This window comes from Streptomyces sp. CA2R106, from assembly GCF_037034245.1.
GTDB lineage: Bacteria > Actinomycetota > Actinomycetes > Streptomycetales > Streptomycetaceae > Actinacidiphila.
In genome coordinates this window covers 271387-284953 of record NZ_JBAGKC010000009.1, presented here as the reverse complement: position 1 = coordinate 284953, position 13567 = coordinate 271387, and the positions used below count along the sequence as shown (strand labels likewise).

Sequence of the window (13567 nt, the reverse complement as noted above, 5' to 3'; positions counted from 1 at the left end):
GCGACGGCTCAGCGCGACGGCTCAGCGCGACGGCTCAGCGCGGCGGCGCGCCCTTGGACGGGATGAGCGCCGCCGTCACCGTCATCGGCCGGTCGGTGAACGCCGTCAGGTACAGGTGCTGGTGCGGCGGGAACCCGCGGTAACCGCCGGGCGGCCGCAGCAGGTAGGTCGTGGAGGCGTGCGGCGCCAGGGTGCGGTCGCCGGACTCGATGGACCACCAGTTGGAGGAGCCCTGGCCGCTGCGTGTGGCGAAGTGCGGGGTCAGCGGCACGGAGCCGCGGTTGGTCACCCGCACGCTCACCGCGGTCACCCCGTGGTGCGCGCGGGCCAGCCGCGGGGTGACCGTCATCGCCATCGGAGGCGGACTCGCGGCGGCCACGGTCACGCACGCCACCGCCGGGACCAGCAGCCCGGCCAGCACCGCCGCCTTCGCGCGCCGCGAGCGCAGCCGCCCTGGCAGCCGCGGCTGCCAGGCGCCGGCCAGCGCGGAGGCGGGCACCGTCGCCAGCGCCGCCAGCCACAGCGGTGTGAGCATCAGGAAGTAGCCGTCCTGGGAGCGGGTGGCGAAGTAGAACGACGCCCAGGGCAGCACCGTGACCGCGAGCCCGAGCCGCCGGACGAACAGGCAGGTCGCCGCGAGCAGCCCGAGCAGGAGCAGGATGCTGCCGTAGGAGTAGAAGCTCAGCCGGCTGCTGCCGTCGGTGAAGTAGTACGAGATGTCCACCACGCCCTGGCCGTGCATGATCGCGTTCTGCGTCAGCGGCAGCATGATGCCGTGCACCCAGCCCACCGGGTCCTGTGCGGCGAAGTAGACGTTGAGCGCGGCCCAGGACAGCAGGGCCGTACCGGTGTAGCGGGCGGTGACGGCCAGCGCGTCGCGGCGGCCGAGTTCGCCGCGCCGTACCGCGTAAAGGGCGACCAGGAGGAACGGGGTGAGGAACCAGGCGAGTTGCTGGGAGGCGCAGGCAGCGCCCAGGCACAGCCCGCGCACCACTCCGGCGCGGCCGAGCCGCCCTCCGGCACCGGTCCGCGGCCAGCGGACCACGACCGGGACCAGCAGCGCGAAGGCGAGCATGGCGGGGTAGCCCTCGCGGGCGTACTGCGGCAGCAGGTCGAAGCCGAGGCAGACCGCGGTGGCCGCGGACCGCCAGGGCGCGGGCAGCATCAGCCACAGCACCACCGTGCCGGCCATCAGGGCGCCGGTGGTCACGACCGTGGCCGCGGCGGTGCTGTGCACCACCAGGTGCACCGGCGCGGTGAGCAGCGCGGCCAGCGGCGGGTAGCCGTAGGTGTAGTCGGCGCCGCCGCTCATGGTCTTGGTGAGCGCGATGCGGGAGTGCTCGAAGAGCCAGGGCCACGGCTGGTCGTAGATCGGCCGGCCGTGGTCGATGGCCTGGGCCGCCTGGGCGGTGAGCACGCCCTCGTCGGCGCCGGCGTGGTGGAGCGCCAGCCGGCAGCCGACCAGGACGAGCGCGATCAGCAGGACCCCCGCGTCGGTCCGCACCAGCGCGCGGCGGGTCCGTACGGCGCCGGCGGCCACCCCCGCGAGGAGGATGCCCGCGTAGCAGACGGAGATGAGCGCGGCGAGCGGCGGGTGCTCGCCCATCGCGTCGGACCAGGTGCCGCGGGTGCCGATGAACAGGCTGATCGTGCCGACCAGGGTCATCCCGCGGTGCCACTGGGCGGGCCCGGCCGAGCCGTCCGGTGCCGTCCCCTCCTTCGGCGCCGGTGCCCGGTCCGGTGCTCCGCCCAGCGCGTCGCGGCGGGCCGGCGCAGGGGCGCCGCCCACCGCCGCGGGTGGCCGCTGCGCCACCGCCCCGCCGCCCGGATGCGAGCCTGCGTCCATACCGACCCTTCCCTCCCCCCGCGCCCTGCCGCCCGCCGGGGTTCCGGCGGCGCGGCGCGGGTGCGCGCGCCTACTTGTGTGGAGGGTCGCCAGGGCCTTGGCGTTGCATCGGGCCGGTGCGGAATCCCCCCGACAAGGACGACCGCGCACCCTCCGTCCGGGTTGTCCGGGCGGCCCGTTACGAGTGGGTGAACTCTGGTGGACGCGGGGGTGGGAGGCGGCCGGGGGAAGTGCCGGACGGGCTTGCGGATCAGCCGAGTTGACCGACGACGTAGGAGCCCGCGGGCTGGCGGACCATGATGTTGAGCCGGTTGAACGCGTTGATCAGCGCGATGGTGGTGAGCAGGGCGGCGATCTGGTCCTCGTCGTAGTGCTTGGTCACCGCGGCCCACACCTCGTCACTGACGCCCTCGGCGCCGTCGGCGACGCGGGTGGCCCGCTCGGTCAGCTCCAGGGCGGCGCGCTCGGCGTCGGTGAAGACGGTGGCCTCGCGCCAGACCGCGACCAGGTTGAGCCGGATCGCGCTCTCGCCCGCGTGCGCGGCCTCCTTGGTGTGCATGTCGGTGCAGAACGCGCAGCCGTTGATCTGGCTGGCGCGCAGCCGCACCAGTTCGAGGGTCGCCGCCGGTATCGAGGAGGTCATGGTCAGCCGGCCGGCCGTGGCCAGGTGGGGGATGACCTTGTTCATGAGCGCGTTGCCCGTGAGGTCCATCCGAGCTTCCATGGTGGGTTCCCGCCTTCGCTGTCGCGTGGGTGCGGCGCGTGGTGCGCCGCCTTCACCCGTACGACGGGGCAGCCCGCCGGAGTGTGATGTCCGCGGGACCGCCACACGAGATCTGCGCAGGATCTCCACCGCCCCGGCGCAGCCCGCGGCGGGCCGCTCGCGTGCGCGCGGGCCTCAGGCCGCGGTGCGGGCCCGCAGCTTCAGCACCCGCCGCGGCAGGATCAGCAGCACCAGGCTGTAGTACTGCAGCACGGGCACGGCGAGCGCGATCGCGAAGGCGGCCACCAGGGCGATGACGTTCCAGTAGCTCTCGGTGAACGACTCGTCGATGTCCACGCGGGCGCCCCGCCCGTCCTCCTCGAGCAGCTGCGGGGTCGACTTGAGGATGCGCAGCATCGCCAGCCGGCACACCATCGTGGCCAGGAGCGTGGCGTAGTAGAAGCCCCCCGCGAACCGGTCGCGGCCGAAGGTGCCGATCATCTCGGTCGGGAGCGGGAGCACGACGACGGCGAGCAGCCACCCCATGTTCCATATCACCAGGGCGCGGGTGAGCCGGGTGACCGCCGAGAAAGCGCGGTGGTGCTCGCGCCAGACGTTCGCGACGACGGCGAAGCTGAGCAGGAAGCTCCAGATCTGGCCGAGGTGGCCGGTGATCACCTCGCTGGCGCCCTTGTGGTCGGCCGAGACCTCCGGCACGAGGTCCACCAGCGGCAGGACCAGCAGGGTGATGGAGATCGCGGTCACGGCGTCGGTGAAGAACACCAGCCGCTCCCCCGACATCGTGCCCTCGATCTTGCCGGACCCGGGCGCCGGCGGCTCAGCGGTGTCGACCCTTTCCGTCCCGATCTCGTCGACAGTGCCGTTGGCACCCATGTGTGCGCACCTCTCCCCTGTCCGGTCCGCCGGGGCCAGCCGGCGCACTACCGGAATCCGCTGGTCGCGGGGGTTCCCACGACCCGCGGGACTCTACCTGAGTTCCATGGGAGGGAAGTTGACGGAAAAGTGCGGACGGGGGCCCGCCGACGGGGGCCGGCCGGCGGCTGGTGAAGCTTTCGAGGAGAACGTCTCGAAGCGGCCGCCGGGTGGCCGAACCCCCGCGGCGACGGGCCCGTCCCGGTGCCGACCGGGTTCAGATGACCGGGGCGGCGGCCGGGGCAGAGGCGGCCAGGGCCGCTTCGACCCGGCGGTTGCCGGTCATGGACGCCGTGACGGCCGTCATCGTCAGCAGGAGTGCGCCGGCGGCGTAGAGCGGGGTGCGGATGTCGTAGGCGGTGGCCAGCCAGCCGCCGAGGAAGGCCCCGACCGGGGCGGCGCACATCGCCAGCATGCGGGAGGTGGAGGCGACGCGGCCCATGAGGTGGGCCGGGACGATCGCCTGCCGGAGGGAGGGCCCGAGCACCATCGTGGCGCCCATGCCCGCACCGCAGACGGCGAGCGCCAGCCCGGCCGCGTACGGGTTCGGGGCGGCGGCCAGCCCCAGGACGGCGAGCCCCTCGACGACGGCCGTGCAGGTCAGCGCGGTGCCGGTGCCGAGCCGTCGGCCGAGGGCGGAGGCGGCGCCCGTCCCGAGCAGTCCGCCGGTGGCCTCCGCCGTGAGGAGCAGCCCGTAGCCGTACGTGTCGATGCCCAGGCGCTCGTGCGCGAAGAGCGCGAGCACGGTCTCCACCGCGAGGAACGCGACGTTCCCGACCGCCGGGCGCAGCGCCAGCCCGAGCAGCAACCGGTCCCCGAAGACGTACGAAGCCCCCGCCCGCGCCTGCCGCAGCAGGGACTCGCGCGCTTCCGGCACCGGCCGGGGCACGGCGGGCAGCGTGCGGACCAGCAGCGCGGACAGGACGAACGACACCGCGTCGGCGAGCAGCGGGAACGCCCGCCCGAGCGCGAGCAGCGCGCTGCCCGCGGGCGGCCCCGCGAAGCCGAACATGGCGGTCTGGGCGCCGCGCAGACGGGAGTTGGCGCGCTCCAGCAGCGCCGGGTCGCGGCGCAGCAGGTCCGGCAGGAAGGCCGTGGCGGCCGTGTCGAAGAACAGCCCGCCCAGGCCGAGCAGGAACGCGACGGCCGCCAGCAACGGAATGCTCAGCGCGTCCAGTACGGCCGCCACCGCGGGGACCGCGATCAGCGCCGCACGCGCGGCGTCCGTCACCCACATCGTGCGCCGGTGCTCCCACCGGTCCACCAGCACACCGCCGAGCACCCCGAACAGCAGCCACGGCAGGGTCCCCGCCGCCGTGACGACCGCGAGCGCCATCGGGTCGCGCGTCAGCGTCAGCGCGAGCAGCGGCATCGCGGCCTGCGACACCCCGTCGCCGAGCGAGGACACCGTCTGCGCGGTCCACAGCCGCCCGAACCCGGCCGGCAACTTCCGTGTCTCCGCGGTCACTTGGCGTCCCCCTCGGCCTGCCGGCGCGGCGCCGGGCGGAACAGTGCGAACACCAGCGAGGTGTCCGGCAGCGACGGGTCCGACAGCTCCCGGTACTCGTCGGCCAATGCCTCCAGCCGCGCCCCCAGTTGGGCGAACTGCTCGTCCGTCAGCCGCAGATGCGCCATCCGCACATGGCGCTCGCTGTCCGTCCGCGCCGCCTCCAGGTCCGCGACCGCGTGCCGCATCAGCACGTCCGGCCCTCCCTCGCCCGGGTCCGGCAGCACGATCGTCCGCGCGGCCATCGCGTAGTACCGCTCGGTGACGCCCCGCACCTTCCGGGTGCGGACCACCTTCACCAGTCCGGCCCGCTCCAGCAGCCGCACGTGGTAGCTCGAACTGCCCTTCGCCAGGCCCACCCGCTCGGCGAGTTGGGTGATCGTCGCCGGCTCGAAGCGGAGTGCCGCCATGATCCGGTGGCGGGTGAGGTTGGAGACGGCGCGCAACTGCTCGTCCGTCGTGACGTGGAGGGTCTCGGGGACCTCGTCGGTGGGCATGGGGTAATGGTCAAGGGTTCTTGACCATTATGCAAGGGTGGGGCGGAACGCGGGGCCGGGCGCGCGCCGGTGGAGTCGGTCGCGTCGTCGTGGACTGCGGCGCGTGACGACAGCTAACGTAGGGCTCCGAACGTTGCAGAATGTGGCCACCGTGAAGGGCGGCCGGCCCGGGGGGGCTCTGCACGACCACTCCTCGGCAGCGCCTCGTCCTTTGCTCCCGTCACGTCTGCGTACACCGACAACGGGAGACTGGGTCCGCCATGGCACCCCGCACGACGTTTGCTGCCGCCGCCTGCACCGTGGCTGCGGCCGCCCTGTTCCTCACCGCATGCGGGGGTGGCAGCCACGATGACAAGATCGCGGCCACCACCCCCGCGAGTACCCCGCCCCCCACCACCACTTCTTCCTCCCCCACCCCCACCACGGCCCCCGGCGCCCCGACGTTCGACTTCCCCAGCGACGTCAAAATCACGATCGACGCGGACACCACGGGCGACAAGACCAAGGACGCCATCCTCCGCGACCAAGGCTACGGCTTGGATGCCACATACGTTGCCGTCACCAAGCTCGACAAGAACCTGCCTCTGTTTACGACTTACATGTCCGAGAGCGCTCTCGAGACGTGGAGCGAAACCATCGACGCGCTGAAGAAGAACGGACACAACATCAGCGGGTCGGTGCACTACTACGACCGCAAGGTCACCATCAACGGATCACAGGCCGGTGTGACGTACTGCGAGAACGAGCGGTACCTCTACGACAAGGACACGAAGAGCGGCAAGGTCCTCACCACCACCCCGAGCTCTGACGATTTCATTCTGCACAGCTCCCTCATGCGCAAGTCCAAAGATGGTACGTGGGTCACGGCAACCGACAATTCCCAGGAAGGAGTCGCCCGATGCCAGCCGTGAAACGCCGCCATCGCGCGCTGGCGGTCATGGTGTTCACCGGTTGCGCCGTGCTCGCATCCGCACCACCGGGCAACGCCAAGGTCGGCGAATTCAAACACGGCCACCAGCCGACTCAGAAAACTCCAGGGCCCGGCTCACCCAACTCGATCCAATCCAAGGTCAGCTACAAGAAGAGTTACCACGGCGCGGGGGTCCAGATGACGGCGCCGGCGGGGTCGGGGTGGTCGCCGCCGGCTTGTTGGTATGAGCCGGAGTTCACTCCGAAGGAGTTCTCGGACTACATCAACAGCAACTGGGTCTCGGGGTCGGCCTGGGACGAGATGGGACAGGAGTACGGGAAGGACAACTTCCACGAGGGCGACAAGGGGGGCTGGTACCAGCTGATCGTCCCCGACCTCTCCAAGGCCGACGCGTGCGCGGCGCTCGACCCGTGGAAGTGGATCACACCGGAGCAGCCGTCGACGCCCGACATTCCCAAGGTCGACCCGAAGACGCTGGCCGGGTTGGCGTTCAACGAGACGGTCCTGCCGAATCCGGATATCACGCTGCGCCCGATCGCGCAGAACCAACTGGTGAACCTGGACACGGAGATCGCGTTCGACAAGGCGCTGCCGAAGGTGTGGGTGACCGCGAGCCTGGACAACGCGGACTTCGGCATCCACGTCGCGGCGACCACGACCGCGGTGCCGGAGCAGCTGACGATCGACGCGGGAACGCCGTACGCGGACCCCCAGAGCTGCACGTACGACCTGAAGGCGGCCGGGGGGAAGTACAGCGTCGACACCAAGGACGCGGACTGCAACGTCACGTACACGAAGGCATCCTCCGCAGGGGGCTACACCCTGAAGGCCAGCGTCGTCTGGAAGGTCACCTGGACCCCTTCCGCCGACCCCGACGGCGCCCCCAGCGCCCCGGCGCTCCCGGACGGCCGGTCGAGCAAGCAGTTCACCGTCACCGTCCGCGAGAACCAGGCCGTCAACCGCTGAGGGTTTCACGGCGCCTGCTCCCGCCGGGACCCGGTGAGTGCGGGGTGAAACCGCGGTGAAGCCGGGGGGCGGGAAGCTCCGGGGCATGATGACGACATCGGGTGGGCCCGCCATCGAGGCGAGCGGGCTGCGGAAGGCGTACGGGGACAAGGCGGTCCTCGACGGGGTGGACATGGTGGTGCCCGCAGGCACCGTGTTCGCGCTGCTGGGGCCGAACGGGGCCGGGAAGACGACCGCGGTGAAGGTGCTGTCGACGCTGGTCGCGGCGGACGCCGGACACGTGCGGGTCGGCGGCCACGACGTGGTGGCCGGGGCGCAGCAGGTGCGGGCGGCGATCGGGGTGACAGGGCAGTTCTCCGCGGTGGACGGGTTGATCACCGGCGAGGAGAACATGCTGCTGATGGCGGACCTGCACCATCTGCCGCGCCGCGAGGGCCGCCGGGTGGCCGCGGAACTGCTGGCGCGGTTCGGCCTGGACGAGGCGGCGAGGAAGCCGGCGTCGACGTACTCCGGGGGGATGAAGCGGCGGCTGGACCTCGCGATGACGCTGGTGGGCGGCCCGCGGATCATCTTCCTGGACGAGCCGACCACGGGGCTGGACCCGCGCAGCCGCCACACGATGTGGGGCATCGTACGGGGGCTGGTCGCCGACGGGGTGACGGTGTTCCTCACCACGCAGTACCTGGAGGAGGCCGACGAACTCGCGGACCGTATCGCGGTGTTGAGCGAGGGCCGGATCGCGGCCGAGGGCACCGCGGAGGAGCTGAAGCGGCTCGTCCCGGGCGGGCACGTACGGCTGCGGTTCACGGACCCGGCCGCGTACCGGTCGGCGGCAGCGGCACTGCGCGGGGCGGTCGGGGACGACGAGGCGCTGACCCTGCGGGTCCCCAGCGACGGCAGCCAGCGCGAACTGCGGTCCGTACTGGACCGGTTGGACGCCGCCGGTGTCGAGGCGGACGAACTGACCGTGCACACCCCCGACCTCGACGACGTGTTCTTCGCGCTCACCGGCGGCCGCGACGTCCCCGCGCAGCCCGGCAGCGGCAGCACCCTCCGGAAGGAAGAGACCCGATGAGCGCCCTCCCCCTGGCCGTCCGCGACTCCCACACGATGCTGCGCCGCAACCTCCTCCACGCGCGCCGCTACCCCTCCCTCACCCTCAACCTCCTGCTCACCCCGATCATGCTGCTCCTGCTCTTCGTCTACGTCTTCGGCGACGTGATGAGCGCGGGCATCGGGGGCGCCACCGCGAACCGCGCGGACTACGTCGCCTACCTGGTGCCCGGCATCCTGATGATGACGATCGGCAGCACCGTGATCGGGGCGGCGGTGTCGGTGGCCACCGACATGTCCGAGGGCATCATGGACCGGTTCCGCACGATGGCGATCCACCGCGGCGCCCCGATCATCGGGCATGTCGTGGGCAGCGTGCTCCAGGTGCTGGCCAGTCTGGTGCTGGTCGGCGCCGTCGCCGTGGCCGTCGGGTTCCGGTCCACCGGAGCGGGCGCGCTGGAGTGGCTGGCCGCGTTCGGGCTGCTCGCGCTGTTCGCACTGGCGCTGACCTGGGTCGCGGTCGGGATGGGGATGGCGAGCCCGAACGCCGAGGCCGCCGGGAACAGCGCGATGCCGCTGATCCTGCTGCCGCTGATCTCCAGCGCGTTCATCCCGGCGGACACGATGCCGGGCTGGTTCCAGCCGATCGCGAAGTACCAGCCGTTCACACCGGCCATCGAGACGCTGCGCGGGCTGCTGCTGGGCACGGGCATCGGGGACAACGGGTGGATCGCGCTGGCGTGGTGCGCCGGTCTGACGGTGCTGGGCTACCGCTGGTCGATGCGGTCCTTCAACCGCGGTCGGTGACGAGCGCGCGGGCGGCGGCCCGCAGGTCGTCCCGTGCCAGGGCGGCGTACCGCGACACCGCGTCGCGGTACGCCGCCCGGTCGGCGTTCGCAGCCGCCCGCCGGGCGCGGTCCGCGGACATCGTCGGCTGGAACTCCCGCAGTACGTGCAGCCGTTCGGCCAGGGCGAGCATGCGGACGGCGGGGGCGGTGTCGCCGCGGGCGAGGCCGGCCATGCCGAGGGCGTGCAGCGCGGTGCCGTACAGGGGGAGTTGCGCGGACGCGCCGGGCGCGGTGTCCGCGGCCAGCAGCAGGCGCAAGGAGCTTCGCAGCTCGGCGAGTTGGGGCTCGGCGAGGTCGAGGCGGCCGGCGTGCGCGTGGGCGGTGACCAGGGCCGCCTGGAGGTGCAGCGTCCAGGGGTCGGGCAGGGCCGGCTCGGCGGCGGCCGGTCCGGCCCCCGCGCGCATCCGCTCCCCCACCTCGCGCCACAGGCCGAGCCCCTTCTCGGTCTCCCCGCGCGCCAGCGCGACCTCGGCGCGGCCGGCCAGGTCCGGCCGGTAGTGCGCGTCCTGCCGCCGCGCGGCGTCCCGTTCGCACTGCGCGAGCCAGAACTCGGCCTCGTCGAGGTCGCCGCGCTGGAGGCAGGCGAGGACGAGGGAGGAGCGGACGAAGAGGTGCTCCTGCCCGTCGTTGAGGAGCGGCAACACGTCCAGTACCGCGAGGAGATGGCGGTACGCCTCCTCGCCGCGCCCGACCCGCAGGTACAGCTCGCTCAGCCGGGAGTGCCCGACCAGGCGCATCGACGGGCTGCCGGCCGGGGCCAGTTCGGTGACGACGCGGTGGGCGGAGGCGAGCGCGCGGTCGGGGTCGTGCTCGGCCTCCCAGACGTAGGTGGCGATGCTCTCGGCGATGCCGGCGACCAACGGGCGGTCGCTGCCGCACAGTTCGTTCAGCACCGCGAAGTCGGGGGGCCGTATCCGGGGGACGGCGAGGAGGACCAGCGCGGCGGCGCCCAGCAGGGTGTCGGGGGTGGCCGCGGGCAGCCGCCGCAGCGTGGCGAGTTGGCGCAGCGGGCGCGGGCCGTGGCCCATGAGCAGGCCCGCGGTGCACATCACGGCGGCGGCGCGGGCGACTTCGGCGTGTTCGGGCGCGGGGCGGTGGTGCGAGAGGGCGGGGCCGGTGTCGGCGGCGAGGGTGAGCAGGCGGGCGTAGCCGGCGTCGCTGGACCACAGGGCGGCGAGCACCGCGGTGACGGCGGCGGTGGTGGCGCCGTCACCGCGGGCCAGGGCGTGCCGCAGGGCGAGGACGAGGTTGTCCTGCTCGGGTCTGATCCGCTCCCAGGCCGCGCGGGGTTCGGGGCCGAAGGGCACGTCGTGGTGGGCGGCGCCGAAGTCCCGGGCCCAGCGCAGGAAGCGGTCGGCGGCCTCGTCCTGCTCGCCGGCCTCGGCGCGGCGCGCGGCGCTGAACTCCCGTACGGTCTCCAGCATCCGGAAGCGGGTGCCGGCCGGGGTGTCGGCCACGGTGAGCAGGGACTGGTCGGCCAGTTGCTCCAGGACGGGCAGCGCGTCGGTGCCGAGGACGTGGTCCGCGGCGGCGCCGGAGAAGCCGCCGGGGAAGACGGACAGCAGGCGCAGCGCGGCGGCGGCGTCCTCGGCGAGCAGGTTCCAGCTCCACGCGACGACGGCGTGCAGGGTGCGGTGGCGTGCGGGGGTATCCCGGGCGCCGCCGCGCAGCAGCGCGAAGCGGTCGCCGAGGCGGCGGGCGATCTCCGGGACCGACAGCGCGCGGACGCGGGCGGCGGCGAGTTCCAGGGCGAGGGGCAGCCCGTCGAGGTGGCGGCACAGCTCGGCGACGGCGTCCGGCGGCAGGTCGGCGCCGGGGCGGGCGGCGCGGGCGCGCTGGGTGAACAGCTCGGCGGAGGTGGCGGGGCCGAGGGCGGGCAGGGCGTACACCGCCTCGGAGGTGAGGTCGAGCGGGGCGCGGCTGGTGGCCAGCACCCGCAGGTCGCGCGTGGAGGCGACGAGGGCCCGTACGAGGTCGGCGGCGCCGTGGACGACCTGCTCGCAGTTGTCGAGGACGAGGAGGGCGGGGGCGGGGCCGAGGGCGCCGAGGATGCCGGACACCGGGTCGGGTGCGGTGGAGGCGGAGGCGGGTGCGGTGGAGGCGGGGTGCCGGGCGTCCCCCGCGCCGAGCGCCGCCGCCACCTCGGCGGCCACGTCCTGGTCGGCGGTGACCCCGGCGAGCGGCACGAAGTGCACGACGCGCCCTTCGGCCCGGCGGCTGACGGCGTGGGCGAGCCGGGTCTTGCCGAGGCCGCCGGGGCCGACCACGGTCACGGCGCGGGCGTCGCGCAGCAGGTGCAGCACCGCCTCGACGTCCGCGTCGCGGCCGAGCAGCGGGTTCGGTTCGTGCGGTACGCCGTGCACGGCCGCGGGAGTCTGTTCGCGCAGCAACTCCTGCTGCACGGACCGCAGTCGGGCGCCCGGCGCGGTGCCGAGCCGGTCGCGCAGGCCGCGGCGGTACGCCTCGTAGCGGGTGAGCGCGGCGGACGGGCCGGCCGTCGCCGCCTGCGTGCGCAGGAGTTCGGCGAGGACTTCCTCGTCGTGCGGGTGGGCGGCGGCGGCCTGCGCGAGGGGGCCGGCGGCCTCGGTGTACCGGCCCAGCCGGGCCAGGGCCAGGGCCCGGGTACGGGCCAACGCGTCGCGTACGGGGCGGCGTTCGGCGCGCAGCGCGGCGACGGGGTCGGACGAGGAGCCGGCGTCGTGGGAGTCGTCGGGGACCTCCGCCCACAGTGCGAGGCCGGTCTCGGCGGCCGCCAGCGCTCCCGCGTGGTCGCCGGCCCGGGCCCGCTCGGCGCCCGTGGATGCGGCGAGCAACAAGGCGGAGCTGTCCACCTGTTCCTCGGTCAGGGCCAGGCGGTATCCGCCCGGGGTTCTCTCGATGACCTCCGCGCCCCACTGCGCCCGTGCCCGGGACACGATCACCTGGAGCGCCTTGCCCGGCCGCTCCGGCAACTCCTCCGGCCACAGCCCGCGCACCAGCCGCTCGGTGCCGCACCCGCCCCGCAGCTCCCCGGCCAGCAGCGCCAGCAGCGCCCGCAGCCGCGGCGCGTTGACCTCCTGCCCGCGCCACGCCACCCGCGGCAGAAGAGTCAGCTCAGGTCTCGCGTCCACCCGCGCAGCCTAGGCCACCCGGCCTTCACCCGGACCGCCCGAGCCCCGCGGCCTTCGGGCGCGCGGGGCCGGTCGGTGCCCTGGGCGAACCCGGGGGGCAAGGGTCAGGAGGCGGCGAGGAGTTGGAGGGTGTCGATGACGCGGTTGGAGAAGCCCCACTCGTTGTCGTACCAGGCGACGACCTTGATGTGGCGGCCGTCGACGCGGGTGAGGGCGGAGTCGAAGATCGCGGAGGCGGGGTTGCCGGTGATGTCGGAGGAGACGAGGGCGTCCTCGGAGTACTCCAGGACACCGGCGAGCCGGCCGTCGGCGGCGGCACGGTAGGCGGCGAGGACCTCGTCGCGGGTGACGTCGCGGGCGACGGTCGTGTTGAGTTCGACGATCGAGCCGACGGGGACGGGCACCCGGATGGAGTCGCCGGAGAGCTTGCCGTCGAGGTCGGGCAGGACCAGGCCGATCGCCTTGGCCGCGCCGGTGGTGGTGGGCACGATGTTGACGCCCGCGGCACGGGCCCGGCGCGGGTCGCGGTGCGGGCCGTCCTGGAGGTTCTGCTCCTGGGTGTAGGCGTGCACCGTGGTCATGAAGCCGTGCTCGATCCCGGCGAGGTCGTGCAGGACCGCGGCGAGCGGGGCGAGCGCGTTGGTGGTGCAGGAGGCGTTCGAGACGACCGTGTGCAGGGCCGGGTCGTACGCCTCGGTGTTGACGCCGAACGCCAGGGTCACGTCGGCGCCGTCGGAGGGCGCGCTGACCAGGACCTTGCGGGCGCCGGCGTCGAGGTGGGCGCGCGCGGCCTTCGCGGCGGTGAAGCGGCCGGTGGACTCCAGCACGATGTCCACGCCGAGCTCCGCCCACGGCAGCTGCGCGGGTTCGCGCTCGGCGAGCACCTTGATCCGGCGGCCGTCCACCACGAGGACGTCGCCGTCGACGCTCACCGGGCGGCCGAGGCGGCCGGCGGTCGAGTCGAAGGCGATCAGGCGGGCGAGCGCGGCCGGCTCGGTGAGGTCGTTGACGGCCACGACCTCCAGTTCGGTGTCGCGCTCCAGCAGCGCGCGCAGCACGTTGCGTCCGATGCGGCCGAATCCGTTGATGGCGATGCGGGTCATGAGAAGTGTCCCCAGTCCTGGCACGATTCCTGAAGTCTCCGCAGGTCCCTGCGGGTGACTGTCCGGTTCG

Annotated in this window: 11 protein-coding genes; 4 read left to right on the top strand and 7 right to left on the bottom strand. The window is 73.5% G+C overall.

Features of this window, described 5'->3' with window-relative positions; all coding sequences use genetic code 11:
• Window positions 1-34: 34 nt before the first annotated feature.
• The 5 genes from WA788_RS16640 to WA788_RS16620 all read right to left on the bottom strand — a co-directional run bounded on the left by WA788_RS16640 (window position 35) and on the right by WA788_RS16620 (window position 5486).
• On the bottom strand, window positions 35-1846 hold the full coding sequence (locus WA788_RS16640) for a hypothetical protein (RefSeq protein ID WP_335978030.1): 1812 nt from the start codon (window positions 1844-1846) through the stop codon (window positions 35-37).
• Window positions 1847-2096: 250 nt separating this feature from the next.
• Entirely contained in the window at window positions 2097-2570 is a 474-nt protein-coding gene (locus WA788_RS16635; RefSeq protein WP_335978028.1) for a carboxymuconolactone decarboxylase family protein, read from the bottom strand.
• Between the two features lie 174 nt (window positions 2571-2744).
• Window positions 2745-3443: a TMEM175 family protein gene (locus tag WA788_RS16630; protein ID WP_335978024.1), complete on the bottom strand. Its 699-nt coding sequence runs from the start codon at window positions 3441-3443 to the stop codon at window positions 2745-2747.
• 256 nt (window positions 3444-3699) lie between these two features.
• Window positions 3700-4950 carry an MFS transporter gene (locus WA788_RS16625; RefSeq protein WP_335978022.1) on the bottom strand — a complete coding sequence of 417 codons (1251 nt, stop codon included), beginning with the start codon at window positions 4948-4950 and terminating at the stop codon, window positions 3700-3702.
• Complete coding sequence (locus WA788_RS16620) at window positions 4947-5486, bottom strand: ArsR/SmtB family transcription factor (RefSeq protein ID WP_335978020.1); 540 nt, start codon at window positions 5484-5486, stop codon at window positions 4947-4949. The genes WA788_RS16625 and WA788_RS16620 overlap by 4 nt, the downstream gene beginning before the upstream one ends.
• Before the next feature lie 260 nt (window positions 5487-5746).
• Between WA788_RS16620 and WA788_RS16615 the strand changes: the two genes are divergently transcribed.
• The 4 genes from WA788_RS16615 (at window position 5747) to WA788_RS16600 (ending at window position 9243) form a co-directional block, all read left to right on the top strand.
• Window positions 5747-6397, top strand: coding sequence for a hypothetical protein (locus WA788_RS16615; protein WP_335978018.1), 651 nt, complete (start codon window positions 5747-5749; stop codon window positions 6395-6397).
• On the top strand, window positions 6385-7383 hold the full coding sequence (locus WA788_RS16610) for a hypothetical protein (RefSeq protein ID WP_335978016.1): 999 nt from the start codon (window positions 6385-6387) through the stop codon (window positions 7381-7383). Before WA788_RS16615 ends, WA788_RS16610 begins: the two co-directional genes overlap by 13 nt.
• Before the next feature lie 88 nt (window positions 7384-7471).
• A complete protein-coding gene (locus tag WA788_RS16605; protein ID WP_443034048.1) occupies window positions 7472-8458 on the top strand; it encodes an ATP-binding cassette domain-containing protein in 987 nt (328 codons plus the stop codon).
• Complete coding sequence (locus tag WA788_RS16600) at window positions 8455-9243, top strand: ABC transporter permease (RefSeq protein ID WP_335978011.1); 789 nt, start codon at window positions 8455-8457, stop codon at window positions 9241-9243. Before WA788_RS16605 ends, WA788_RS16600 begins: the two co-directional genes overlap by 4 nt.
• Here the strand turns inward: WA788_RS16600 and WA788_RS16595 are convergent.
• Window positions 9227-12394, bottom strand: coding sequence for an ATP-binding protein (locus WA788_RS16595; protein ID WP_335978010.1), 3168 nt, complete (start codon window positions 12392-12394; stop codon window positions 9227-9229). The genes WA788_RS16600 and WA788_RS16595 overlap by 17 nt on opposite strands.
• A 104-nt stretch (window positions 12395-12498) precedes the next feature.
• On the bottom strand, window positions 12499-13497 hold the full coding sequence (gap, locus tag WA788_RS16590; RefSeq protein WP_335978008.1) for a type I glyceraldehyde-3-phosphate dehydrogenase: 999 nt from the start codon (window positions 13495-13497) through the stop codon (window positions 12499-12501).
• Window positions 13498-13567: the final 70 nt, after the last annotated feature.

Excerpts from the sequence above, each read along its gene's own strand:
- WA788_RS16640 (WP_335978030.1), bottom strand. The coding sequence starts at position 1,846 with ATGGACGCAGGCTCGCATCCGGGCGGCGGGGCGGTGGCGCAGCGGCCA.
- WA788_RS16635 (WP_335978028.1), bottom strand. The coding sequence starts at position 2,570 with ATGGAAGCTCGGATGGACCTCACGGGCAACGCGCTCATGAACAAGGTC.
- WA788_RS16630 (WP_335978024.1), bottom strand. The coding sequence starts at position 3,443 with ATGGGTGCCAACGGCACTGTCGACGAGATCGGGACGGAAAGGGTCGAC.
- WA788_RS16620 (WP_335978020.1), bottom strand. The coding sequence starts at position 5,486 with ATGCCCACCGACGAGGTCCCCGAGACCCTCCACGTCACGACGGACGAG.
- WA788_RS16615 (WP_335978018.1), top strand. The coding sequence starts at position 5,747 with ATGGCACCCCGCACGACGTTTGCTGCCGCCGCCTGCACCGTGGCTGCG.
- WA788_RS16610 (WP_335978016.1), top strand. The coding sequence starts at position 6,385 with ATGCCAGCCGTGAAACGCCGCCATCGCGCGCTGGCGGTCATGGTGTTC.
- WA788_RS16605 (WP_443034048.1), top strand. The coding sequence starts at position 7,472 with ATGACGACATCGGGTGGGCCCGCCATCGAGGCGAGCGGGCTGCGGAAG.
- WA788_RS16600 (WP_335978011.1), top strand. The coding sequence starts at position 8,455 with ATGAGCGCCCTCCCCCTGGCCGTCCGCGACTCCCACACGATGCTGCGC.
- gap (WP_335978008.1), bottom strand. The coding sequence starts at position 13,497 with ATGACCCGCATCGCCATCAACGGATTCGGCCGCATCGGACGCAACGTG.